The organism is Nocardiopsis sp. LOL_012, from assembly GCF_048060475.1.
Lineage (GTDB): Bacteria > Actinomycetota > Actinomycetes > Streptosporangiales > Streptosporangiaceae > Nocardiopsis.
Genome location: NZ_JBHMIV010000036.1, coordinates 1 through 22,871, shown reverse-complemented (window position 1 = coordinate 22,871; position 22,871 = coordinate 1). Strand labels below are relative to the sequence as shown.

General features: G+C 68.6%; 20 protein-coding genes. 13 read left to right on the top strand and 7 right to left on the bottom strand.

Annotation, left to right across the window (positions count from 1 at the left end):
• Nucleotides 1-2: 2 nt before the first annotated feature.
• The 7 genes from ACFHWE_RS19620 to ACFHWE_RS19590 all read left to right on the top strand — a co-directional run bounded on the left by ACFHWE_RS19620 (nt 3) and on the right by ACFHWE_RS19590 (nt 7,033).
• Nucleotides 3-1,226: a cytochrome P450 gene (locus ACFHWE_RS19620; protein WP_416603142.1), complete on the top strand. Its 1,224-nt coding sequence runs from the start codon at nt 3-5 to the stop codon at nt 1,224-1,226.
• Nucleotides 1,220-1,468: a ferredoxin gene (locus ACFHWE_RS19615; RefSeq protein ID WP_416603141.1), complete on the top strand. Its 249-nt coding sequence runs from the start codon at nt 1,220-1,222 to the stop codon at nt 1,466-1,468. The genes ACFHWE_RS19620 and ACFHWE_RS19615 overlap by 7 nt, the downstream gene beginning before the upstream one ends.
• Before the next feature lie 34 nt (nt 1,469-1,502).
• Entirely contained in the window at nt 1,503-3,023 is a 1,521-nt protein-coding gene (locus tag ACFHWE_RS19610; RefSeq protein WP_416603140.1) for an ABC transporter substrate-binding protein, read from the top strand.
• On the top strand, nt 3,020-4,021 hold the full coding sequence (locus ACFHWE_RS19605) for an ABC transporter permease subunit (protein WP_416603139.1): 1,002 nt from the start codon (nt 3,020-3,022) through the stop codon (nt 4,019-4,021). The genes ACFHWE_RS19610 and ACFHWE_RS19605 overlap by 4 nt, the downstream gene beginning before the upstream one ends.
• Nucleotides 4,015-4,833, top strand: coding sequence for an ABC transporter permease (locus tag ACFHWE_RS19600; protein ID WP_416603138.1), 819 nt, complete (start codon nt 4,015-4,017; stop codon nt 4,831-4,833). Before ACFHWE_RS19605 ends, ACFHWE_RS19600 begins: the two co-directional genes overlap by 7 nt.
• A complete protein-coding gene (locus tag ACFHWE_RS19595; RefSeq protein WP_416603137.1) occupies nt 4,820-6,238 on the top strand; it encodes an ABC transporter ATP-binding protein in 1,419 nt (472 codons plus the stop codon). The genes ACFHWE_RS19600 and ACFHWE_RS19595 overlap by 14 nt, the downstream gene beginning before the upstream one ends.
• Nucleotides 6,239-6,502: 264 nt before the next feature.
• Nucleotides 6,503-7,033 carry a hypothetical protein gene (locus tag ACFHWE_RS19590; protein ID WP_416603136.1) on the top strand — a complete coding sequence of 177 codons (531 nt, stop codon included), beginning with the start codon at nt 6,503-6,505 and terminating at the stop codon, nt 7,031-7,033.
• 399 nt (nt 7,034-7,432) lie between these two features.
• Here ACFHWE_RS19590 and ACFHWE_RS19585 read toward each other — a convergent pair whose 3' ends face one another.
• Both ACFHWE_RS19585 and ACFHWE_RS19580 read right to left on the bottom strand, forming a co-directional pair.
• A complete protein-coding gene (locus tag ACFHWE_RS19585) occupies nt 7,433-8,644 on the bottom strand; it encodes a GTP-binding protein (RefSeq protein ID WP_416603135.1) in 1,212 nt (403 codons plus the stop codon).
• A 96-nt stretch (nt 8,645-8,740) separates the two neighbouring features.
• On the bottom strand, nt 8,741-9,484 hold the full coding sequence (locus ACFHWE_RS19580; protein WP_416603134.1) for a transposase: 744 nt from the start codon (nt 9,482-9,484) through the stop codon (nt 8,741-8,743).
• A 338-nt stretch (nt 9,485-9,822) separates the two neighbouring features.
• Here ACFHWE_RS19580 and ACFHWE_RS19575 point away from each other — a divergent pair, with 338 nt between their 5' ends.
• The gene (locus tag ACFHWE_RS19575) at nt 9,823-11,607 is read left to right on the top strand and encodes a SpoIIE family protein phosphatase (protein WP_416603133.1); all 1,785 of its coding nucleotides are present in this window, start codon (nt 9,823-9,825) and stop codon (nt 11,605-11,607) included.
• 65 nt (nt 11,608-11,672) lie between these two features.
• Here the strand turns inward: ACFHWE_RS19575 and ACFHWE_RS19570 are convergent, their stop codons facing one another.
• On the bottom strand, nt 11,673-12,782 hold the full coding sequence (locus tag ACFHWE_RS19570; protein WP_416603132.1) for an ISAs1 family transposase: 1,110 nt from the start codon (nt 12,780-12,782) through the stop codon (nt 11,673-11,675).
• Between the two features lie 337 nt (nt 12,783-13,119).
• Nucleotides 13,120-15,228: a GmrSD restriction endonuclease domain-containing protein gene (locus tag ACFHWE_RS19565; protein WP_416603131.1), complete on the bottom strand. Its 2,109-nt coding sequence runs from the start codon at nt 15,226-15,228 to the stop codon at nt 13,120-13,122.
• Between the two features lie 314 nt (nt 15,229-15,542).
• On the opposite strand from ACFHWE_RS19565, the gene ACFHWE_RS19560 reads away from it, so the two are divergent.
• The 4 genes from ACFHWE_RS19560 (at nt 15,543) to ACFHWE_RS19545 (ending at nt 19,183) form a co-directional block, all read left to right on the top strand.
• The gene (locus tag ACFHWE_RS19560) at nt 15,543-16,526 is read left to right on the top strand and encodes an ISAs1 family transposase (protein ID WP_416603130.1); all 984 of its coding nucleotides are present in this window, start codon (nt 15,543-15,545) and stop codon (nt 16,524-16,526) included.
• A gap of 143 nt (nt 16,527-16,669) precedes the next feature.
• Entirely contained in the window at nt 16,670-16,957 is a 288-nt protein-coding gene (locus ACFHWE_RS19555; protein WP_416603129.1) for a hypothetical protein, read from the top strand.
• On the top strand, nt 16,950-18,002 hold the full coding sequence (locus tag ACFHWE_RS19550; protein WP_416603128.1) for a polyprenyl synthetase family protein: 1,053 nt from the start codon (nt 16,950-16,952) through the stop codon (nt 18,000-18,002). Before ACFHWE_RS19555 ends, ACFHWE_RS19550 begins: the two co-directional genes overlap by 8 nt.
• Before the next feature lie 17 nt (nt 18,003-18,019).
• On the top strand, nt 18,020-19,183 hold the full coding sequence (locus tag ACFHWE_RS19545) for an oxygenase MpaB family protein (protein WP_416603127.1): 1,164 nt from the start codon (nt 18,020-18,022) through the stop codon (nt 19,181-19,183).
• A 106-nt stretch (nt 19,184-19,289) separates the two neighbouring features.
• On the opposite strand, the gene ACFHWE_RS19540 is transcribed toward ACFHWE_RS19545, so the two are convergent.
• From ACFHWE_RS19540 to ACFHWE_RS19530, 3 genes are all read right to left on the bottom strand, one after another.
• A complete protein-coding gene (locus tag ACFHWE_RS19540) occupies nt 19,290-19,991 on the bottom strand; it encodes a hypothetical protein (RefSeq protein ID WP_416603126.1) in 702 nt (233 codons plus the stop codon).
• 27 nt (nt 19,992-20,018) lie between these two features.
• On the bottom strand, nt 20,019-20,711 hold the full coding sequence (locus ACFHWE_RS19535; protein ID WP_416603125.1) for a hypothetical protein: 693 nt from the start codon (nt 20,709-20,711) through the stop codon (nt 20,019-20,021).
• Nucleotides 20,712-20,781: 70 nt separating this feature from the next.
• Nucleotides 20,782-21,603, bottom strand: coding sequence for a hypothetical protein (locus tag ACFHWE_RS19530; protein ID WP_416603124.1), 822 nt, complete (start codon nt 21,601-21,603; stop codon nt 20,782-20,784).
• 316 nt (nt 21,604-21,919) lie between these two features.
• Here ACFHWE_RS19530 and ACFHWE_RS19525 point away from each other — a divergent pair, with 316 nt between their 5' ends.
• Nucleotides 21,920-22,759 carry an IS5 family transposase gene (locus tag ACFHWE_RS19525; RefSeq protein ID WP_416603123.1) on the top strand — a complete coding sequence of 280 codons (840 nt, stop codon included), beginning with the start codon at nt 21,920-21,922 and terminating at the stop codon, nt 22,757-22,759.
• Nucleotides 22,760-22,871 lie beyond the last annotated feature (112 nt).

The window sequence follows — 22,871 nt, the reverse complement described above, 5'->3', positions numbered from 1 at the left end:
CCATGGCCCAGCCCGCCCCCGACGCACACACATCCGACACACCCGTCGCCTTCCCCCAAACCCGCTCCTGCCCGTTCTCCCCGCCCGAGTCCTACACGCGGATGCGCGAACGCCCAGGCCCCACCAGGGCCGTCATCCCCAGCGGCAAGGAGCCCTGGCTCCTCACCGGCTTCACGGACGTGCGCACCGCGCTGTCCCACCCGGCCTCCAGCTCCGACGCCCGCCACCCCGCCTTCCCCGCCCTGGGCGACGGCGAGCAGCAGGTCGCCGCGGAACTGCGTCCCTTCATCCGCATGGACCCGCCCGACCACACCCGCGTCCGCCGGATGCTCGTGGGCGAGTTCACCGTCAGACGCGTTCGCGAGATGCGCCCCGCCATCGAAGCGATCTGCCGCGAACAGGCGGAGCACCTGCTCTCCCTCCCCACCCCGGCCGACCTCGTCGGCGAGTACGCCAACCGAGTCTCCACCACCGTCATCTGCCGACTGCTCGGCGTCCCCATGGAGGACCTGGAGTTCTTCCGCCGCGTCACCTCGGTCGCGGGGGCCCGCAGCAGCACCGCCCAGGAGGTGGGGGCCGCCCTGGGCGAACTGTTCGCGCTCATCGACCGGCTCATCGACGAGAAGGCCGAGGACCCCGGTGACGACCTCATCAGTCGGCTGGTCAACGGCCCCCTCGCCCGGGAGGAGATCACCCGCCACTCGCTGCTCTCCCAGATCGGGATCACCCTCAACGCCGGGCACGAGACCACGCGCAACATGGTCTCCCTGGCCGCCCTCGACCTCCTGCACAACCCCGACCAGATGGACCTGCTGCGCAACGACCCCGGCCTGTGGCCCGCAGCCGTCGACGAACTGCTGCGCCACCTGTCTGTGGCCGACGTCATCACCCTCCGCGTCGCCACCGAGGACATCCCGCTGGAAAGCGGCACCATCCCCGCCGGGGACGGCTACATCGCCCTCCTGGCCGCCGCCAACCACGACCCCGGGGCCTTCCCCGACCCCGAACGCCTCGACCTCACCCGCACCCAGCGCAACCACGTCGCCTTCGGCTACGGGGTCCACCAGTGCGTCGGCCAGAACCTGGGTCGGCTGGAGCTCGAAGTCGCCCTGCGGGTCCTGTTCGAACGCGTCCCCGGCCTGCGCCTGGCGGCGCCCCTGGAGGAGCTCCCGCAGCGCTCCGCCTCGACGATCTTCGGACTCGACGAGGTGCCCGTCGCATGGTGAGGTCCGACCCCGGCGGCGACGCCCCCCTGCGGCTGAGCGCCGACCCCGACGCGTGCGCCGGCGCGGGCCAGTGCGTGCGCGCCGCCCCCGACCTCTTCGACCAGGACGACGACGGCCTCGTGCTCCTGCTCGCCGGCGACGTGCCCCCCGGGTCCCGGGCACGCGCCCTGGACGCCGTCGACCTCTGTCCTTCGGGCGCGATCGCGATCCGAAGCCGACCCCCCGCTCCCCCCGGGCCGTGACCGCCACGGCCCCGAACAGAAACGAGAACCACCGATGAGACGACAAGCCCTCCTCGCGGGCCTGTGCGCGATCACCCTCGCCACGGCCTCCGGCTGCGCCGGAGGGACGGACAGTGGAGACGGCGCCGCACAGGCACCCGCCACCCTGCGCTACGCGGCGGTCGGCGCTCCTGCGGCCACGACCGCCGACCCCCACGGCCGGGTCGGCAACGAGTCGGACTACCTGCGCTTCTCCATGCTCTACGACGTCCTCACCGTCATCGACGAACAGGGCACGGTCCAGCCCGGGCTCGCCGAGGCGTGGGAACCCGAGGGAGACGACCTCACCCACTGGCACATCACCCTGCGCCAGGACGCGGTCTTCTCCGACGGGGCGCCCGTCACCGCCGACGACGTCCTCTTCTCCCTGCGACGCATCCAGGGCAAGGGCGCCGAGAACAACGGCCGCCTGTCCATGTTCGACCTGGAGTCCTCGACCGTCGCGGGCGAGCATGAACTGGAACTGGTCACCCTCCAGCCCTACGCCGAGGTCGGCGCCGCCCTGGCCTCCCTCACCTTCGTCGTCCCCGAGGGCAGTGACGACATCACCGAACCCGCCGCCGGATCGGGCCCCTTCGTCCTGGAGACCGCCGACGACACCACGGCGGTCCTGACCCGCAACGACCAGTGGTGGGGCCCCGGCGGGGGAGTGGAGCGCCTGGAGATCACCGCCATGCCCGACGCTGCCGCCCGCGCCTCCGCGGTGGCCTCCGGGCAGGCCGACGTGGCCGGAAGCGTCGCGCCGGCCACCGCCGAGCAGTATGCCGAAAGCGACGAGGTGGAGGTCGTCACCCGCCCCGGCGGGGTCAGCTACCCCCTCGTCATGGACACGACGGCCGAACCCTTCGACGACCCCGAGGTGCGGGAGGCCGTCAAGATCGCCCTGGACCGCGACGCCCTCGTCGAAACCGTCTTCCTCGGCTACGGGCAGACCGGCGCGGACGTCATCAGCGCCTCGGAGCCCTTCGCCCCGGACGTCGACCCGGTCGTCCGCGACGTCGAACGCGCCCGCGAACTCCTGGAGGAGGCCGGGCACGGCGACGGCGTCTCCCTCACCCTGCACGCCACCAACTCCTACCCGGGGATGGAGGAGACCGCAGTCCTGGTCTCCCAGCAGCTCGCCGAGGCAGGCATCGACGTGGAGGTCGAGGTGGGCCCGCCCGACACCTACTGGACCGAGGTGTGGAACGTCGAGTCCTTCTACATCAACAGCCTAGGCGGGAACGGGTTCGTCGACTTCGCGCGCATGGCCCTGCTGCCCGACGGCCCCATCAACGAGACCGGATGGGACGACGAGGAGTGGACGGCCGACTTCCACACGGCCCTGGCCACAGCGGACGAGGACGAGCGGTACTCGCTCCTCGGCGACCTCCAGCGGCGCATCGCCGAAGAGGGCGGGTACGTGGTCTGGGGGGCCGGTGACGGTATCGACCTCACCGCCTCCGGTGTGACCGGCCTGCCCACCGGCCCCGGCTTCCACAGGCTTCGGATCGAAGAGGTCGAGGTCTCCGGTTGACGCGATCGCCACGGGCGGTGCCCTCGGGCACCGCCCCCCGGCCCCGGGCAGCGGGAGCGCTGGTGGCCAGGGGGCTGCGCCCCCTGGTACGGGGCGCGCTACTCCTCGCAGCGGCGTCGGTGGTCGTCTTCGCGGCCACCGCCCTGCTGCCCGGGGACGCGGCCCAACTGCGGGTGAGCCCCGGCGCCACCGACGAACAGGTCCAGGCCCTGCGCCAGGAGTTGGGACAGGACGCCGCCCCCTGGCGGCTCTACACGGACTGGACGGCGGGACTGCTCCGGGGTGACCTGGGAACCTCCCTGGTCAACGATCGCCCCGTACTCGACGCCGTCCTCCAGCGCCTGCCCGCCACCGCCACCCTCATCGGCCTCTCCCTGGCACTGGCCGCCCCCGCCATGCTCCTCCTAGGAGGATGGGCGGGCGCGGCACGCGAGAGCCGCGGTGCGGCCGGAGCCTTCCTCACCGGCGGAGCCGCCGTACCCGCCGTGGTCGTCGCCGCGGGCGCCGCCGCCCTCCTGTCAGGCGTGCTGGACCTGGTCCCCGCCGTCTCACTCCTGCCCCCCGGGACACACCCCGTCCACCACCCCGAACTCCTGGTCCTGCCCGTGCTCTCCATGGCCCTGCCCACCGCCCTGTTCGGAGCCGGACTCGTCTCCGGCGCGGTCGCCGACACGGTCTCCCGCCCCCATGTGGCCGATGCCCGGCGCAGGGGCCGACCCCTGTGGGCGGTCGCCGCGGTCGACGTCCTGCCCTTCCTCCTGGCCCCCTTCACCCGTGTCCTGGCGGTGAGCGCCGGCGGCCTCATCGCCGCCACCACGATCGTCGAGACCCTCTTCGGATACCCCGGCCTGGGATCACTCCTGGTCTCCGCCGTCGCCTCGCGCGATACCCCCGTGGTGCAGGCGGTCGCCATGCTCGCCGCGGCCGTCGTCCTCGCGGGACTGGCCGTCTCCGACGCCGTCGCCGACGGCACCGACCCCCGGAGCCGTGCATGGTGAACCGCCTCCTCGTCACGGTGCTCCTGACCGCGGTCCTGGCCACCGCAGCCCTCGGCGGCTGGGCGGCGCCCTACGACCCCACCGACCCCGTTGCCACGCCCTGGCGGGGGAGCGGCCCCGGCCACCTCCTCGGCACCGACGCCCTGGGCCGCGACGTGTGGTCCCGGGTGCTCTCCGGCGGAGCCGACCTGCTCGCCGTCTCCGTCACCGCCGCCCTGGCGGCCTCGGCCACCGGCCTGGCCGGCGGACTGGCCGCCGGATGGCTCGGCGGTGCGGCCGACCGCGTGCTGACCGCGCTGACCGACCTCCTCCTGGCCGTTCCCTCGCTCCTGCTCGCACTCGTGGCCGCCATCGCCCTGCCCGGCCCCGCAGCCGTGGTCGTGGCGACCGTGTGCGGTGGTGCGCCCCTCACCCTGCGGGTGGTGCGCGACGCCGTGCGCGCCGTGCGCACCACCGGATACGTGGAGGCGGCTCGGTGCCGCGGGGAGAGCACGGCGGCTATCGCGCTCCGCGAGATCCTGCCCGCCATGAAGGGGACCGTCCTCGCCGACCTGGGTCTGCGCCTGGTCGTGGCGGTCCAGATCGCCTCCGCGCTCAACGTCCTCGGCTTCGGCACCCCGCCGCCCGAGCCCGACTGGGCCCTGATGCTGCGCGAGAACATGGCCGGGGTCGCGATGAACCCCTGGGCCGTGGCCGCCCCGGCACTGGCCCTCGGCCTGACCACGACCGCCCTGGCGCTCTCGGTCCACCTCGCCACCGACCGCGACCCCAGAGCCACCACCAGCCGAGAGGACACCCGTGCGAGGATATGAGATCACAGGGCTGAGTGTGGCGGACCGGGACGGCCGCCCGATCGTCGGCCCGGTCGACCTGGCGGTCCCCTCCGGCGGCGTGGCCGCGGTGATGGGCCCCTCCGGCGGCGGCAAGACCAGCGCCGTCCTGGCCGCCCTCGACGCTCTTCCCGAAGGGCTGCGGCGGGTCGGCGGCCGGGTGAGCTGGAACGGGTCCGTGATCCGCCCGGGGCGGTCCGCGCGCCGCTGGAGGCGCGAGCACGCCGGACTGCTCGGCCAGGACCCGGCCTCGGACCTGCACCCCCTGCGCACCGTCACGGGACTGCTCCTGGAGAGCCCCTTCGGCGGGTCCCGCGCCGAGCACCGGGAAGCCGCTCACCGAATCCTGCGCCGCCTGGGCCTGGACCCGGCACAGGTCGCCCGGCGCCGCCCCCACGAGCTCTCCGGCGGCCAGGCCCAGCGCGTGGCCCTGGCCCGCGCGGTCGTCGGCGATCCCGCGCTGCTGGTCCTGGACGAGCCCACCAGCGGCCTGGACCCGGAGGCACTGGAGCGGGTGCTCCAGGTTCTCGGCGAACGCCGCGGGGCCCCGGGGCGGGCCACGATCGTCATCACCCACGACCGGGACTTCGCGGAGCGGGTGGCGGACAGCGTGGTCGCCCTCGGCGACACACCGCCCGAGCGCCCCGGCCGCCGGAGCCCCCTCCTCCAGGTGGCGGAACCCGGCCGCCCGGCCGCACTGGAACTGCGCTCCCTGGCGGTCGCCGCCCCCGGCGGCGGAACCGTGCTGCTCGAAGGGGTCGACCTGGTAGTGCGCCCCGGAGAACTCGTCGCCCTCACCGGCCCCTCCGGCAGCGGCAAGTCCACCCTCCTGCGCGCCATCGCCGGGCTGCACCGGTCATGGACGGGGAGCGTGTCCGTGGCCGGGCAGGAGGTCCCGCGCCGGGTGGAGGAGCGTGGACGGGCCCTCCTGCGCGCCGTCCAGTTCGTCGGCCAGGACCCGAGGGCCGCCCTCCACCCCTCCCACCGGGTGGGCTCGGCCCTCGCCCGCCCCGCCCAGGTCCTCCTGGGCTCCTCCCGCGACCAGGCGCGCGGAAGCGCCGTGTCCCTGGCCGCAGAGGTCGGACTGCCCGCCGAGGCGCTCCACCGCACCCCCGCACGGCTCTCCGGCGGCCAGCGGCAGCGGGCGGCCATCGCGCGGGCCCTGGCCGCCCAGCCGGGCGTCCTGCTCGCCGACGAGGTCACCTCGGCCCTGGACGGCCGTGCCGCCCGCCAGGTCTTGGAACTGCTGGACGTGCTGCGCGCCGACCGGGGGCTGGCGGTCCTGCTGGCGACCCACGAGTCTGCGGTCGCCGCCCGCGCCGACCGCGTCCTGCGCATCGAGCACGGAGGGCTGGTGGAGGCGGAGGCCGCGCCGGCGGGGGTCTGAGCACGGGCGGGGCACCGGAGGCTACCGTGGCGGCCGCTCCGCGGGACGGTGCTCCCCCCGGCCAGAACGGTGTCGATGACGAAGCGGCGGCGCCGGTCCCGCGCGGACTCCGCGCCCTCCCCGTCTCCTTGCCCTGCGCGCTCTTCACCGGCGACACCCGGACCGCCCGGAGTCGGACCGCTCTGGCGGCCCTCCTCACCGTCTGTGCCGGGGCGGTCCCGGGGGCGGTCACCGAACGCGGCCACCCCGCTCGCCCTCCTGGTCATGGCGGTGCGCTTCGTCGAACCCCTCGCGGCCACCGCCGCTCTCGCCGAGTCGGCCCGCGAACGCACGGTGATCGTCATCGCCTGCCGGTTGTCCACCGTGGCCGCCGCCGACAGGATCACCGTCCCGGACGGGGGACCGTCACCGAACTCGGGATCCATGACGAACTCCTGGCTGCCGACGGCCTCGCCCGGTTCTGGAGCGACCGGCGCGCCGCGGCGGGACGGCGGCTTTCCGGGAGGCCGGAACACCGCTGAACCGGTTCCGTCCCGTTCGTCGCTACCGTGCCCGGAGGCGGGAGGCTGTGATTTGTCCGGTCCGCCTCCGGGGACGGCCGACTGCGATGTTACTGAAAATGGTTATCGTTTTCAAGCGGGTTTCCGTGATGCGGTCCTCCGGGCGAAGCGTCCCCGGTCGGCTCCCGGCGCGGCTGGGGGTCTCCTTTTCAAGGGTGAAAAAGAAAATAATTTCCTTTTGTATTTCAGATGGCTTTCGGTCAAGGCGATTCTCTTTTTCTGTGGTTCGTCTTGATCTTTGAGAGCTCTGAGCTAGTGCTACCTTCGGTCCCGTCAATTCATCCACAGCAGTCGCGGATCTCCGGGGGAACGATGGCACTGGCACACCTTGTCCACGAGGGCCATGTCCATGACCACGGTGAGGGGTGCGGCCACGTGGCTGTGCCGCACGGGGACTACGTCCACGACGGCCACCTGCACCGCAGGCACGACGACCACTGGGACGAGCACTCCCCGGCTACGTCCTGAAGGGGGCGGGTGTGAAAAGCCACTGAAAACGCGGAATCGGATCGGGTCCGCCCCGATCCGATTCCAGGGGTGTACGCCGCCGCGCAGCACGGCCCCTGCCGCCGAAGGTCAGCCGGAGGAACCGCGGGCGGCGACCGCCGCCGCGGACGGGGCGGCTCCCCCGCTGTCAGGTGTGGGCGTGGTGCGCGTGCACGCCGTGGACGTCCCACTGCGGGAACGGGTCGGGCAGCGCCTCCCACGGGGACGCGAGTTCGGCGTCGGTGAGCAGGCAGGCGCGCAGGGCTTCCTCAAGGTCCGGTCCGCGCAGGGCGGTGCCGATGAACACCAGCTCCTGGCGGGGCTCCACCGGCTCGGTGTCGGCCACGTCCTCGGGGGCGTACCCCAGGGCCGCGCCGTCCGCGGGATCCCACACTCCGGCCGGTTCGAAGCGGCCCACCGGTCCGGCCTGGGACCACAGGCCGGTGGTGCGCGGACGAGTCGCCAGCCAGAAGAAGCCCTTGGTGCGCAGCACGGTGCCGTACCGGTCACCGTCGAACCCGGTTCCGATGAGCTTCCACAGGCGTTCGGGGTGGAAGGGCCGGTCGGCTCGGAACACCAGGCTGGAGATCCCGTACTCCTCGGTCTCGGGGACGTGGTCGCCGTTGAGCTCGGCCACCCAGCCCGGGGCGCGTGAGGCGCGTTCGAGGTCGAACAGGTCCGCGCCGATCAGTTCGGCGGGGTCGACGCGCCCATGGGCGATACGCAGGACGCGGGCGAGCGGGTTCAGACGACGTACCGCGGCCTCCACACGGTCGGCGTGCTCGGCGGTGACCAGGTCGGTCTTGGTGATGAGGAGGACGTCGGCGAACTCGACCTGGTCGACGAGCAGGTCGCTGACGGTGCGCTCGTCGTCTTCGTAGGCGTCCAGACCGCGGTCGGCGAGGTCGTCGCCGCGGTGGAGCTCGGCGAGGAAGTTCGCGGCGTCCACCACCGACACCATCGTGTCCAGCCTGGCTCCCTCCAGCAGTGGTTGTCCGTCGTCCCCGGGGACGACGAAGGTCGCGGCGACGGGCATGGGCTCGGAGATCCCGCTGGACTCGATGATCAGGTGGTCGAACCGGCCCTGTTCGGCCAGGTGGGCGACCTCCTCGAGCAGGTCGTCGCGCAGGGTGCAGCAGATACAGCCGTTGGTCATCTCCACCAGGCGCTCGTCGGTACGCGACAGGTGGCCGTCGCCTCGGATCAGGTCGGCGTCGATGTTGATCTCGCTCATGTCGTTGACGATCACCGCCACCCGCGAGCCGTCCAGGTTCTTCAGCAGGTGGTTGAGCAGGGTGGTCTTGCCCGCGCCCAGGAAACCGGACAGCACGGTCACGGGCAGGTCGGTCAGCGCGCTCATGGATCAGTTCCCTCGGAGGATCGTATGCAGGCCCGTGGCGGCGGAGGGGGCGCTGCGGTCGCCGCGCTCGGCCACGGGATGGCGTGAGCTCAGGTGCTAGGATTGAAAACGAAAATCATTTTCAATCCTAGCATTCGATTCCGGGACCGGACTCCTTGGCCCTACGGGTAAAGGCCCAGGACCCGAACTGGGTGAGCTCAACCGGTTCAGGCCCTGGCGGGCGAACTGGCGGTCCACCGGGTCGGCCGAGACCAGATCCGGCCGCGCCCGCCGCCACTTAGGACGACCCGTGACGCCCTTCAGGCCGGCCCGGGGCATCAGCATCGCCACGGCCCCGTGCCACACACGGAGTCCGCGGCCGAGGGTGGGTTCGGCGTGCACCCACCGCACCCCGTAGACGCCCCCCTTGGTGGCATGGATCGGCGGATGGTGTCGGTGAGCAGCACGTGCCGGATCGAGGGGCCGCGGCCACGCCAGGCGTAGAACCCGGACTCGGATACGCCCAGCGCCCGGACGGTGACCTGGACCGGGCGGTCTTCGGTGGCCGTCACCGCGATCGCCTCGAACCGTCTTTTGGGGTACCACCTGGCCCAGCGGCTCGCTGGCACGGCGGTGGACGGCCAGCTCGGCCTCCGACTCGGCAATGCGCTTCCTGGCTGCGGTCGGCTCGGTCTTCTCCGTGCTGGCCAGGCGGCGGTCGATGTGGTCCTGGCGACGCCAGGCGTAGACGGTCTCGGTACTGATGTCCAGGTCGTGTACCACGTCGGCGACGCCGCGTCCGGCCTCGACCAGGTCCGGGACCTTGCGGCGGAACTCGGCGGGGTATCCACGACGTCCCATGATGCCTCCTTGAGGTCACGTCGTGCCAGAGTCCAGGAACCCGACTCTGAAAACGAGGGACACACCAATCCAAGATCACCGCGCAGGAGGCCTTGTTAAGAATTGTTTGGGGTGTTCATGGTTGACTTTAGGTCAGTGCCGGGGAAGACCCGTGAACGCCAGCGTCTCACCAGTACCGGCCGTCGTGAGACTTGTCTCGCACACGACCCAGACATGGGTTCCTCTGGTTTCCTGCCTGCTCAGGGTGATCCTTTGCAGGCGTATTGGGTAGGTGTCGGATATGATTGATCTTCAACCCGGGTAGGTGCGCGAGCGGGGCCATGAGACAAGGAGCTGATATGATCGATAACCCTGATGCATACAGCGATTCATCCGATGTGTCAGGCCGACACCGGTCCCTTCAAAAGGCACTGGACTGCGTAAGCGCGGGCGTGTACGCCGTTGACGAGAAGGAGCGTCTCGTCGCGGTAAACGCCGCTGCTCTGCGATTGCTGGACCGCTCCGCTGATGACATGCTCGGACACGACGCCCAGGAAATACTGCACCGTAACGCCCAAGGGAATATGGTCGCCAAGAAAAAACTCGACGTTTCCCATGAGGAATTGTCAAGTCCTTTTTCCCGCTCCGGAAAGTCCTGGTTCCAGCGAGGTGACGGCACGCTTCTTCCTGTGGTGTGGTCAGCTGTCCCCTGCGTCTCCGACATTTCTCAGATCACCGAGCTGATCGTCTTCCAGACCGCCGATCAGGATGAGGGAAACCCTGAGGGGGTCACCTCCTCCCGCCGGACACTGTCGGAAATAGAACGATTGGCTCTGCTGGCCGACACCACCGCACATCTGATTAGCAACGTTGGTGTGGAAAAGTCTTTGATGTGGGTGGTGGAATTGATGCTTCCAGGCCTCGCGGACTGGGTGGTCATCGACCTGATCACAGAAAACGACGAGGTTTCTCGCTCTCTGGTGGCCCACGCGGATAACGGGAAAATCACAGTACGCGAAGACCTGCAGGGACCGATGCCCCCGGTACCCGAAACCTCGAGTATGCCCCTGTCCAAAGCCTTGCGAGGCGCCGCTTCCACCCTCGTCAACCGTGAAATCTACTCGGGGCCGCCCGATACGGGTATCGCGGTGGAGCAGCGCAAGCTGTTCGAGGTGACAGGTATCAATACCGCGGCCATTGCTCCCATCCGCGGGCCCCGCGAAGTGCTGGGCGCTATGACTCTGGGGCGCGTGGGCTCGCATCATCCTTTTGTCCGGAGCGATCTCTCTCTTCTCGAGGACATCGCCCGGCGTATCGGCATCGCTCTGGAGAACGCACGCCACTACCAGCGCCAACGCCAAGTCGCCGAGACCATGCAACGCTACCTGTTGCCCCAACTCCCACAGATGTCGGGGTTGGAAATGACAGCTCGGTATCTGCCTGCCCCGGACGTCTCACACGTCGGCGGTGACTGGTACGACGCGTTCCCTCTGCCCGACGGCGACACGGCTCTGGTCATCGGTGATGTCGTCGGGCACGACTTGGAAGCAGCAGCCGGCATGGCTCAGCTTCGTAATATGCTCCGAGCCTATACCTGGGCCCAGGAGCAAGCCCCTCATAGCACGATCGACCGCCTGGACCAAGCCCTCGAGCACATCAGTGATATCTCCATGGCCACCCTCGTCCTGGGCCATCTGAAGGTCAACAAGGCCGGACAGTGGGAACTGCTGTGGGCGAACGCCGGCCATCCCCCGCCCCTGCTCATTCATCATGACGGTATAACCCACTACCTCGAAGAGGGCAACGGGATCCTTCTCGGTACGGGGGTGTCGTGTCCGCGTGCCGATGCGCGCGTTGTCCTGCCGCCCGGATCGACGCTCTTGTTCTACACGGACGGCCTGGTCGAAGCCCGAGGGCAGTCGCTGGAAACAGGATTGAGGCGCATGTGCCAGCACGCGGCGTCCCTCGCACACCGCTCCCTGGATTCCTTCGCTGATCACCTATTGGAACGCGCGCGGCCAGACACCAATGACGACGATGCCGCATTGCTCGCCGTCCGCATCCCGGCAGAAGGAGAGCGGCAGGTGAAGCCGGTGTCCTCCGGTGGGTTGATAGGAAACGTTCGCCGGGGCCGTGACGCCTGACAAACTGGAACCGTGTTGTGCCCCAGGGCTGTTTCGTTCTCGGTGAGTGGTGACGTTGGCGCTGGTCACGGCAGCCCGATCACGTCCAGCGGGCGGGTGAACGCCCCATACGACACCCACCGGATCGCGTCGGGCACGGTGTCCTGACCCAACCGGCCCAAGAACACCATCGCCCATTGCCCCCACAGGTAAGCGGCCAGCTCGTCCGGGGCGGCCTGGTGGGCGTCCAGGCTGGTGAGGGCGTAGACGGTCTCGCGGGTCTGTTTCTTACCTCTTTGCTGGCGGCGGTGAACCCTGATAGCCAGCTTGGCGTGGGGGAAGGCGATATCGCTGAGACTGTCAGCGATGGCCATGACCTTGATCGAGCGGGACTCGACTCGTCCGTGCCCGGTCTCGGATCGGGTGTGGGCGATGGCCACCTGTGACCAGGGTAGAGCCGAGATCTGCTGGTGGGCGAGGGGCTGGTTGGTCTTGATCACCGCGATGTAGGGGGCCTTCTTGGTGCCCACGAGCCAGCTCAGGTGGTCCTTGACCGTGTGCAGGGCATCGAAGGTCACCACAGTCCCGACCAGGTCCAAGTCGCGCAACAGGGGCCGAAAACGCCGGGTCTCATTGGTCTTGGCGCCCACCTCGGCCTGGGCGAGGGTGACGGGGCGGTGGTGGGTGATAGCGGAAAGCAGGTGGCGGCAGCGTTGCCCCAGGCGGGCTGAGCCCTTGAGTGCTTTGCCGTCCAGGGCGATCGCGGGCCGCCTCGGCCTCGGGGTGTCCTCACCCTCGGTCGCCTCAGCGGTGGCCTGGTGTTGGTCGGCGAGGTAGGCACCGATGGCGGCATCGAGCGCGTTGCCGTCGATGTGTGCCAGAACACGGTCGATGGTGGGTGCGGAGGGGGAGCGGCGCCAGGCCAGGGGGTGGTGTCGTGCTCCGAGTACGTCCAGGACGCTGGGGTGTGCGCGTTGGCCCCACTCGGCGAGTTCGTCGATGCTCTCGGCGCCGGAGCTGGTGGCGCACGTACAGATGAGCAGGATGCGGGTCAGGGGGTGCCCGCGTCCGCGTGGGGAGCGTGGGTCGGGAACGGTGTCCAGGTAGGGGCGTAGGTCGGTGATGGACTCGGGGTCCAGGGGTCGAGTTCGGCGAGCACGGCCGGGATCGGGAGGATGGGCGGGCAGGCACGGCAAACCTTCGTGATCATGTGGCTTAGACACCTTCACGATCTCGGGTTCCGTGCCTGCTTTTGTGTGTATCGTTCCAGGTCAAATCGGGTGAACTACGTGATCCGGGAACTTGAACGAGCCCTGCGGCGGAGCGGACCGCGTGGCTGGTGTTCCGTGATTCCGACAGGTCGTATTAGCGGGGGTGGGCTCGAAGGGCGAAAGGGAGGCTGGTCCCATCTCGGTCCCACCCTGGTCCCATCAGTGCGGTGGCTCCTCGAAGATGAGTGTGCGCGCCCCGTATGAGCTGGGGGTTCGCGGCGCACTCGACAGGATTCGAACCTGCGGCCATCGGATTAGAAGTTCAACCTTCGTCTGCCGGCATGGAGTTCTGGAACTGTGTGCGAACGTCCCTCAATCGGCGGCCGTCCGCCACGGACCAGAAGTACCACCCGTTCGTGGCCTTCTTGCGCAATGCGTGTCCGGCGGCCGACGGTGACCTGTAGCGCTTGCCTGCCAGTTCGATGGCACCATCAGCGGTCAGGGTGGCTTCCCTGCCCTTGAAGTCCCGGTGCGTTGCCACCAGCCTGTCGCCGGGAGCAAGAAGCCCTGCCTCGATGAGGTGCTTCAACTCGACCCAGTCACCGGCCTTCGCCTGCGGGTCGACCACCTTGCCGTGATGGCCCTCCGGGACAGGCCACACCTGGAGGATCCGATCGATCAGCTCCGTCGTCCGCTCGTCGATCAACTCTTCGTCCCAGGCATGGTGCTCGGTTCGCTTGATCACCCGGCCCGTGAGCGTGATCGTGTTGTGGTCCATCAGCGCCGATCGCTTCGCTGACCACGGTCCGTTGGACACCTTCGAGTTGAGCGACTTCGTCAGAAGCGTCAGGTTGCCCAGCCGGTGGACGCGCCGTTGCCGCTCCTCGATGTCCTCCGGCGCCTGTACGGCCCAGGTGTCGTGCCACTTCCGTGGAAGCAGGTGCTCGATCGGATAGCCCTTCCGCTCGATCTGTGGCTGGTCCGTCTCCGCCCGGTAGAGGTCCTCAACCGCTTCGAGGATCATGCGGAGCCGCCCCCGCGGGAACCGTGAATATGCGGATTCCGTGGTGAGCGTCGTGCGAACTTCCTCATCGCCGGGCCAATAGGTGCTCGTGACGTTCAGTCGAGCAAGGTGTCCAGTGACGCGTTCCACGAGTTCGTCGGCGGGCACGGTGGAGTTCGCGGCGATGAGGTCCGCGACGATGCGCCCCAGATCGCTCCCGGACAGGCGAAGAAGCTGGCGACGTACGACCCAGCTCTCGGCCACCCGGATGATCTGGTCGACGGACTCCTGTGGAAGGTCTCGACCCGGCTCGTGCAGCCAGATGAGCAGCGGCTTGAGCACCTCGACGCCGCTGGCCTGCATCCGGTACACCGCCATCTCCGCGGAGTCGAGGCTTCCTCCGTGACGGGCTGCGGCTTCGGTCCAGGCCTCGTATTGCTGTGCCTGCTGTTCGATCACAGGCAGCAAGTCGGCCATCTTGTGACCGGAGTCGAGCTCGACGTAGGACTTGAATCGGCTGAACGTTGCCTGCGGGCTGATTTCCTCACCGGTGCGCGACACCAGCCACTGGTTGAGGAACAGCGAGCTGCGGCTGATGAAGTTACGCCCGACGCTGACCTCCTTCATCCAGAACCTGGTCTCGAACGGCCAGTCCTCCCGGTAGGCCTTCTTCGTGTCGCCGCCTTCGGCTTCAAGGCGCTGGAACACGAAGTTGCGCACAAGGTCGGCTGCGGTGAGCGGGGTGCCGCGAGCGTTGAGCGTCTCGAAGATCTCCTGGGAGTTCTCCGAGGCCTCCAACTCGATGGAGACCAGCTGAAGGCCGTCCAGCAGTACGTCGGTGAGCTTCTTGGCCTTGACGGTGTACTCGTCCGAATCGGGTGGGCCGAGCCACTGTTCGACGACCGTGGAGAAGTAGGCGTGTGCGGCGACGATCTGGGAGTCCGCGTGGGCCAGATCGGTGTGGTCGACCGGCGGCTCGGCCGACATCACTTCGTCGAACGCTGCCTGGTCCTTGTTGAGGTGGCGCACCTTGAGCTGGATGTCGCCATCATCGACATAGACATCGTCGTTGTGGGTGAGCCGTTCGAGCTGACCAGCGAGCCGCTCGTTGCCCGACTGCGCCAGGAGCGCGCACGTGGCGTCCGCGAAGATCTGCAAGGTCGTCAGCCGCTGTTGGCCGTCGATCACGTTCCACGTCGTCAGCCGCTTGCTCTGAGCTTCATGGGACTGGATGACCACCGCGCCGAGGAAGTGAGTGGCGCTCAGATGGGGCTCGTCGATCCGGAGTTCGGCGATGCGCCGGATGTCCTTCCATAGCGGCTCCCACTGCTCATCCTCCTTCCAGACGTAGGGGCGCTGGAACAGCGGGATCACGAAGTGCTGCGGCAAGTTGAACAGTTGCATGGGCGTCCGCTTGAAGGTCTCCACGCCTCCCATCATTCCGCACCCGTCCGACAATTTATGCCGAAACCTGCGGCTGGGGCGTCTGCCGGGGGAGCGGTGCCGGGTGCGCCGTGGCGGGTTCGCTTCCCGGGAGGCAGCCCGCGCCGCCTTGCGTGGAGCCCAGAGCATTGAAGGAGCCGAGATGGATCCGGAGTGTGTCAAGTCGAATCGGACAGGGGTAAGTGATCGTCAGGCCGCTTCGCGCAGGTCAGCGCCGTGCTGTGCGGCAGGTGCGGTGTCCAGCTCCTCTGGTTCGTTGATCCACGCGGCCTCGGGAAGCCCGGGCAGCCCAGGTGCGCGTGGCGGACAAGACCAGCGAGATCGACGCCCTCGCCGCGCTCCTCGAAGGCCTGGACCTCGAAGGCAGCGTGATCTCGGCCGATGCGCTGCACACCCGGACCGACACCGCCGAGCACCTGGTGAACAAGCGCAAGGCCCACTACGTCCTCACCGTGAAGCGGAACCAGCCCACTCTGTTCGCCCAGGTCAAAGCATTGCCGTGGGGGCAGGCGCCCACCCTGTTCCCTGAGTCCGGGCGAGGCCACGGCCGGGCCGAGACGCGCACCGTCAAGGTGCTCACCGCCCCCGGGATCGCTTTCGGCCACGCGAAGCAGGTGCTGCGGGTGCACCGGTGGGTCAAGGAGTCGGCCACGGGGAAGGTGCGGCGCACCTACGCCTACGTGGTCACGAGCCTGAGCGCGGAGCAGGCCGGCCCGGAGCGGTTGGCGGGCCTGGCGCGCGGGCACTGGCGGATCGAAGCGCTGCACCATGTGCGGGACGTGAGCTTCGGTGAGGACGCCTCCCGGGTGCGTACCGGGCACGGTCCGCAGAACATGGCGATGCTGCGCAACCTGGCCGTCCCGCTGCTGGCAGGGCTGGGGATGTCCAGCATCCCCGAGGCCGTCCGGGGCACACCGGGGATCTTCACCCGGAAAGACCATGAAAACGACAAAAAACCCAACTCACCTATAATGCTTTTTTCTTCCATGCGAGACAAAGCAATCTCCGCAAACCCGGGAGGCGGCTCCGGAAAAGACCGAGGCCCCCGCGCCCACCTACCCGAATTCGAGTTCCCCCGACCAGAAATGGGCCAACCGACGACGTTTCGGGCTTCCCTTCTCCGGCATTCGAACCGACCCGAACTCCGAACAGACAGGCGCCCTTCACCTGAGGGGACACGGGAAATTCCCTTGCCGGAAGCGATTTTTCATCTGCTTTGTCCGTTTGCTCCGATCGCCTCTCTCATTCAAGCCTCACCAAACCGAACCAGATCACACCATTGAGTTGACAAAAACGGCGTTGACCGAAGATGATCACTCGACAGAGGGCCACAGCGGATATTCAGCCGCTGGATAGGGCATCCGGAAGCACCGCCCGTTTCCGGCCGCGGTCCTTTTCGTGCCAACCGGGAATGGGGTGATACGCCGTGGCGCACACCGGTGACGGTGCGGACACCGACCGCATGAGCGAGCCGTTGCTGCTCGCGGCCGGGGTGGCCGACCTGGCGTACGACGGGATCGGCGCGGCCCTGCGGGGAGCGCGGTCACTGCTGGGCCGGTCGGACCTGAGCGAGCTGGCTCGGGACGGCCGACGGGAACTGAGCCAGCGCGGCGAGCTGGCGCTGCGACGGTGCGCTCCGACCGCAGAGTCCCATATGGAACTGCTCGCCCGGCGAGCCTGCGCCGCCTCCCCTCCCGGCCAGAGCGATGACTGAGACCGAGGAGCAGGTCCTGCTCCGGACACGGGTGGACGCGGAGCTGCGGGAGTTCGCGCGCCGGGAGACGGACCGGCTCGTGGCCATCGACGCCGACCTGCTGCCGGTGGCCGAGCAACTGCACGTGGTGGTGACCGGGGGCAAGCGCCTGCGCGCGTCGTTCTGCTACTGGGGGTGGCGCGCGGCCGGGCAGCCGGACAGCGACGCTCTGGTCAGGGCCGCCGCCGCGATGGAACTGGTGCACGCCGCGGCTGTCGTCCACGACGACCTCATCGACGAGAGCCCGATGCGGCACGGCGTGCCGAGCGCCCACGTCGCCCTGCGCGCGGCGTTCACCGACAGGGCCAGGCCCCACGCCGGGAGCCGCGCCCTGGCCCTGCTGACCGGGGACCTGCTCATGTCGTGGGCCGCGGAGCTGTTCCTGTGCTGCGGCCTGCCCTCGGCCTACCTGTCACGCGCCCGTGAACTGTGGCTGGTCATGGCCCGGGAGCTGATCGCCGGGGAGTGCTTGGAGGTCCTGCGCACCGGTTCCCCGCCCGACACCGGCCGCTCGCTCCAGGTGATCCGGTACAAGACGGCCAAGTACACGGTCGAGTACCCCCTGAGCATCGGCGGGGCACTGGCGGGCGCCCCGGGGCCGATGATGGAGGCCTTCACCGCCTACGGGCTTCCCCTGGGCGAGGCCTTCCAACTGCGTGACGACCTGCTGGGGCTGTTCGGCGACCCGGAGCACACGGGCAAGTCGAACCTGGACGACGTCCGGGGCAACCGGCCCACCGTCCTGCTCGCCGAGACCTGGTCGGCCGCCACACCGGCCGAGCGCCGGGAGCTGCGCGGTCTGCTCGGCCGCCGCGGCCTGGACGCCGAGGGCCTGTCCAGGGTGCGGTCGATCATGCGGCGCACCGGGGCGCCCGAGCACGTCGAGGAGATGATCAACCAGCGCGTCCGGGCCGCGACCTCCGCCCTCGCCCGCGTCGACCTGCCGGACGGAGCCGCCACCGCTCTGACCCAGATGGTGGCCTCGGCTGCGGCCCGCCGCTCCTGACCCCAGAAAGGGACCCCATGTCCTACACGCCGGAGTCCATGAACGCGCTGCGGCTCATGGGGGACGAACTCGCCGACGCGACGGTAGAGACGCTCTTCGAACGCGGGGAGGTCGGCAAGTTCAACACCCTCATGCGCTACTTCTCCACCGCCGGACAGGACCTGCCCGAAGGGTTGCCCGACGTCGCCCGCGAGTACCTGCACGTCACGGCAGCGCCGCCCTCCTGGGTCGACTGGGACGAGATGGAGAGGGCCCGCCTGTTCTTCATCGACAACAACGTGCACATCTCCACCGCCCTGGCCTTCTCCGCGATGCCCGCCTGCTACGTCATCCCGCACGTGGCCAGGCTGCTCAGCGCCACCCACGCCCTGGAGTACCCCTCGCGGCGCATGGCCGAGACCGGGCAGTTCACCGTCTACCTGATGCAGCCCGACGCGTTCGAGGCGGGGGGCCGGTTCGTCCCCGCGGCGCAGAAGGTGCGCCTGCTGCACGCCTCCATCCGCTACCACATGCGCCGTGAGGGCCGCTGGGACACGGACGCGTTCGGCACACCGATCTGTCAGGAGGACATGATCGGCGGGCAGATGATCTTCTCCATCCAGGTCCTGGACGCCCTGCACCGGCTGGGCGTGCACATGTCGGTCGAGGGCGCGGAGTCCTATTACTACGCCTGGCGCATCGTCGGCGCCATGCTCGGCGTCAGCACCGAACACGCTCCGCCCGACGTGGCCGGCGCCCGCGAGTTCTCCGACCTGTACATGACCCGTTACATGGGCCCCTCCGAGGAGGGGGCGCGGCTGACCCGGCAGCTCATCGACCTCTACGAGGGGGTCGTGCCCGGAACCCTCCTCGACCCGGTGGTCGCCGCCCTCATCCGCTATCTCATCGGCGACACTTGCGCCGACTGGCTCCAGGTTCCGCGCAGCGTCTGGGACAGGGCCGTCAGGGCCTCTCCTGCCCTGCTCGGGATCCTCGAACGGGTCGAGGACGGCTCCCCGCTGGGCGCGTGGGCCCTGGACCGCCTCGGCTACGTCACCACCCACCTGGAGCTGAGCTCCCTCACCCGCGGCCGGGTCATGCACTACGCCATTCCCGAACGGCTCAAGGACGAGTACGGCGTCCCCTCCCACGCCCCCCGCGTCCGGCGCTGGACCCCGCCGCCCCCGGCGCCCGAGGTCTGAGCACCGGTAGGGCCGGTCCCGCACGCCGCCGACCCCGGCGCGACCGGCCCTACCGGTCCGGGCGGGCGGAACCGCGGCGCGGCCCCGCCAGGCTTCGGGACACCGGTCAACCGGTGAGCTGGACCGCGTCCTCGCCGAGCTTGGTCTTGACCTGTTCCCGGAGCGAACCACCAGAACGCTGCTCTGCGTACTCCTTGGTCATGTGTTCGAATCTCGCAACGCCCGAGCAGACCGTGTGCTCGCTCGGGGAGACAGGTACGAACAGCATGTTCTGCCTGGGTGCGGGGTCGGCGAGCAAGGCGCGCAACTCCATGGCGGGTCCCGACCGGCCGCTGGTGACACGTCCGAGCAGGACGCTTCCGGCCCCGAACGCCTCCTCCGAGGCGGCACCGGACGGGTCGAACAGCGCATCCAACCACCGGGGCATCGCATCCCGGTCCGTGAGCTGGAAGAGGTGCCTGAGCACGTCACCGACGAGGATGACGGGCAAAGCACCCGTGAGCTTCGAAAAGCTGAAGTTCTCCTGCTTCTTCCACAGGCAGAGCCGGGACAGGATGGAACCGAGGTCCTCCCCCCATGCCTGCGCGGACACCGGGGCGGGGTTCTTCTTCTCCGCGGCCCGCACGGCGAGCATGACGCAGTTCTGTGTGTCCTCCCACTGTTGGGTGGTGACGTCCGGCTCCCGCACGAGGAGCACCCTGTCCAGGAGTAGGGCGAAGGCCGTCACCGGCGTCGGCCGGGGCCCTGGTACACGGACTGACTCCTCGGCCGTACGGGGCACGGCCGCGCCCCGTGAGGTCTCCGACATGTTCTTCGTTCCGTTCTGTGAGTACCGCTACAGGTCGAGTTCCTTCACACCTTGTTCGGCGTTCTCATGCAACTGGCGCTGTACGCGCTCGCGTTGGAGGTCGTATTCGCGGGCGTCGAGGCGGCGGATGCCGTAGGACGTGGACAACAGGGTGACGTGCTCGACCCTGTGGAACAGGGCATTGGTGACGTGCTCCTGGGTGTCGTACCAGAAGTTCACCATGTGGAAGAGAGGCCCCTTCGGCTCGTAGTCCACATGGACGAGATAGAAACATCCCCGGCCGCTGTGCCGGCCGTTGGTCCCCAGCCCCGCGGCCGCGGAGACGCCGTCGGCCTCCGCCCGCCGAAGCCGGGTCAGGGCGCGGTCGACCAGGGAACGCATCTGCGGTGTGGATGCGGGAATCGCCGCAAACCGCTCCCGAATGATCCCGTCGACGGCGAGCACGCCCTTCGGGGTGTCCCAGTTCGATCCCCCCTTGACGTACTCCCAACCGGTGTTGTCCAGGTACTGGCTGTGGTCCTCGAACCACTGGCGCGGGTCGTCGAACACACTCGTGCGCGTGTCCGCGGACACCTGCGCGTACAGCAGGGTCTCGTCCACGTCCACGCGGTCGGGCGGCCGTTCCATCAGGGGCGGGGTGCGCACGAGCGCTCCGTTTCTCCTGATGACGGCGAGTCCGGCCCCCGTGGTGTCCGCGTATCCGTTCTGCTGCGTCCGCATTCCATCCTCCGGAGTCGGTGCGGCCGATGGGCCAGGGCCGGTGCGGCGCCGAAGCGCCGCACCGGGGGTGTCAGATATCCAGCTCCTGCAACCCGTTCCCGGCGTTCCCGAGGACCTTCTCCTTCACCAACTGCCGCTGGGACTTGCCCGAGCCGGGCTGGATCGTGGTGTACGTACTCGTGGACTGCTCCATTTCGGCGGTGGCGTACCACACCTCGGTGTCCCGTGAGCGAACCTTGAAGGCAAGCAGGTTGGTGATGTCCTCCTGGATCTTGAAGTGGAAGGCCGCGAGCTTGATCCGCGGACCGGACTGGCCGGGGTAGGCATAGCCGATCATGCACTTGGCGCCATGGGCCCCGGAGTGACCTCTGCCAAAGAGATTGGCATCCGGGTCGCCCTTCTCCGCCAGTCCCTTGATCTTGTCGATCGCGCCCTTCACAAGGTTCTCGATCGTGGCCTTGGGAACATCGGACAGGATGTTCATCAGAGTCTGAATGGCGACCTTGTCCAGTGAGAAGGTGGAATCAGAAGTCTCGTACTTCTGGAATTCCATGCCATGTATGGTCCAGAAGCAGTACTTGCCGAGGACTTTCTCGTAGTTTTCGAACCACTTCGGCATCTGGCTTTCCTGGCTGAAGAGTTTGTCCGAATTCAACTGCGCGAGCAACTGGGACAGGTCGACATCGCTTTGCTGGTCTGCGTTGAGTCCGGAGTCCTTGACCACCATCATCTTGTGGTCGATGACGGTGGCCTTTCGGGCCTGCCATGTGGGCTCCGAGGGTGCCTGGACAGGTACTCCGCTGTAGAATCGGTCGAGGCCGATCTCGGGAATCTGAAGGCCGAGCAGGCCGATTTCCGCGTCGCTCGCCGTATCCATCTTGCTCTGGGTCATAAATCCTCCAGTTATCGGTTTGTCCGTTTTTGAAACTGCGGATATGCCGCACCAGCAGAACCCATACCCCGACCCCACGGCATCGCTAACACCAGGCCACCTGGTTTTTTCAATACTCCCGAGAGAAGGGTGAAATAATGGAAATAGTAAATTTTCACACTTCTCATCCGATGGCCGCAGGTTCGGATTCTTCCGGGTGCGCCGCAAAAACCCGGTTCAGACCGGACACCGCCTCACCTCAGAGCGTGTTTGAGAAGCGGTAACGGTCCGGGCACTTCGCCCACGCTGGTGTCGTCAGGCCGCGAGCATGACCCCCATGCCGCGACGCCCGACCTACCCCTCTGACCTGACCGATGACCAGTGGGTCCTGATCGAACCCCTGCTCCCGCCGGCCAACACCGGCGGCCGACCCGAGAAGCACCCCCGCCGCGATGTAGTGGACGCGATCTTGTACGTGGTGCGCACCGGCTGCTCCTGGCGGCACCTGCCTGTGGACTTCCCGCCCTGGCAGACCGTGTACTGGTACTTCTCCCGTTGGGAGGAAGCCAAGGTCACCGAGCAGGTCATGGCCGTGCTGCGCCGCCGGCTGCGCACCGCGCAAGGACGCGGGGGCGAGCCCTCGGCCGGGATCATCGACTCCCAGAGCACGAAGGGCGCCGACACCGTCGGCCAGCAGACCAGGGGCTATGACGCGGGCAAGAAGGTCAACGGCCGCAAGAGGTTCATCGTCACCGACACCCTGGGGCTGTTGCTGGTGGTGTGCGTGATGGCTGCCTCCGTCCGAGATCGTGACGGGGCCAGGACCACGTTGTTGAGCCTGTACCTGTGCACGCCGGTGCGGTTCGTGTTCGCTGACGCGGGGTTCGCTGGAAAGCTGGTGGCCTGGGCCGAGAGGTTCGTGTCCACGACCGTGCATATCGTGCGCAAGGCTCCCGGCCAGGTGGGGTTCGCGGTGATCCCGCGCAGGTGGGTGGTCGAGCGCTCGCTGGCGTGGTTGACCTCCCACCGGCGTCTGGCCAGGGACTACGGGCGCGACCCGGCGGTGTCCGAGGCGATGGTGCGCTGGGCCGCGATCAGCCAGATGGCCCGCCGTCTCGCACGAGGACGAGACGCCGTTCGTCAGCAGGCGTGGACGGGTCAGGACCTCATTTCCTGACCCTTCTCAAACACGCTCTAAGTCCATGTTTGCTCATATATGCTTTATGCACGCGTGCATATTCATCGGAGGGCGCTGCGGATACGATATGCATATCCCTTCCCTCGCCCCG

Bases quoted from the DNA above. Each gene is read 5' to 3' on its own strand.
- ACFHWE_RS19525 (WP_416603123.1), top strand. From the start codon at position 21,920: ATGCCGCGACGCCCGACCTACCCCTCTGACCTGACCGATGACCAGTGG.
- ACFHWE_RS19540 (WP_416603126.1), bottom strand. From the start codon at position 19,991: ATGTCGGAGACCTCACGGGGCGCGGCCGTGCCCCGTACGGCCGAGGAG.
- ACFHWE_RS19620 (WP_416603142.1), top strand. From the start codon at position 3: ATGGCCCAGCCCGCCCCCGACGCACACACATCCGACACACCCGTCGCC.
- ACFHWE_RS19585 (WP_416603135.1), bottom strand. From the start codon at position 8,644: ATGAGCGCGCTGACCGACCTGCCCGTGACCGTGCTGTCCGGTTTCCTG.
- ACFHWE_RS19610 (WP_416603140.1), top strand. From the start codon at position 1,503: ATGAGACGACAAGCCCTCCTCGCGGGCCTGTGCGCGATCACCCTCGCC.
- ACFHWE_RS19530 (WP_416603124.1), bottom strand. From the start codon at position 21,603: ATGACCCAGAGCAAGATGGATACGGCGAGCGACGCGGAAATCGGCCTG.
- ACFHWE_RS19590 (WP_416603136.1), top strand. From the start codon at position 6,503: ATGGCGGTGCGCTTCGTCGAACCCCTCGCGGCCACCGCCGCTCTCGCC.
- ACFHWE_RS19535 (WP_416603125.1), bottom strand. From the start codon at position 20,711: ATGCGGACGCAGCAGAACGGATACGCGGACACCACGGGGGCCGGACTC.
- ACFHWE_RS19575 (WP_416603133.1), top strand. From the start codon at position 9,823: ATGATCGATAACCCTGATGCATACAGCGATTCATCCGATGTGTCAGGC.
- ACFHWE_RS19545 (WP_416603127.1), top strand. From the start codon at position 18,020: ATGTCCTACACGCCGGAGTCCATGAACGCGCTGCGGCTCATGGGGGAC.
- ACFHWE_RS19615 (WP_416603141.1), top strand. From the start codon at position 1,220: ATGGTGAGGTCCGACCCCGGCGGCGACGCCCCCCTGCGGCTGAGCGCC.
- ACFHWE_RS19580 (WP_416603134.1), bottom strand. From the start codon at position 9,484: ATGGGACGTCGTGGATACCCCGCCGAGTTCCGCCGCAAGGTCCCGGAC.
- ACFHWE_RS19600 (WP_416603138.1), top strand. From the start codon at position 4,015: ATGGTGAACCGCCTCCTCGTCACGGTGCTCCTGACCGCGGTCCTGGCC.
- ACFHWE_RS19550 (WP_416603128.1), top strand. From the start codon at position 16,950: ATGACTGAGACCGAGGAGCAGGTCCTGCTCCGGACACGGGTGGACGCG.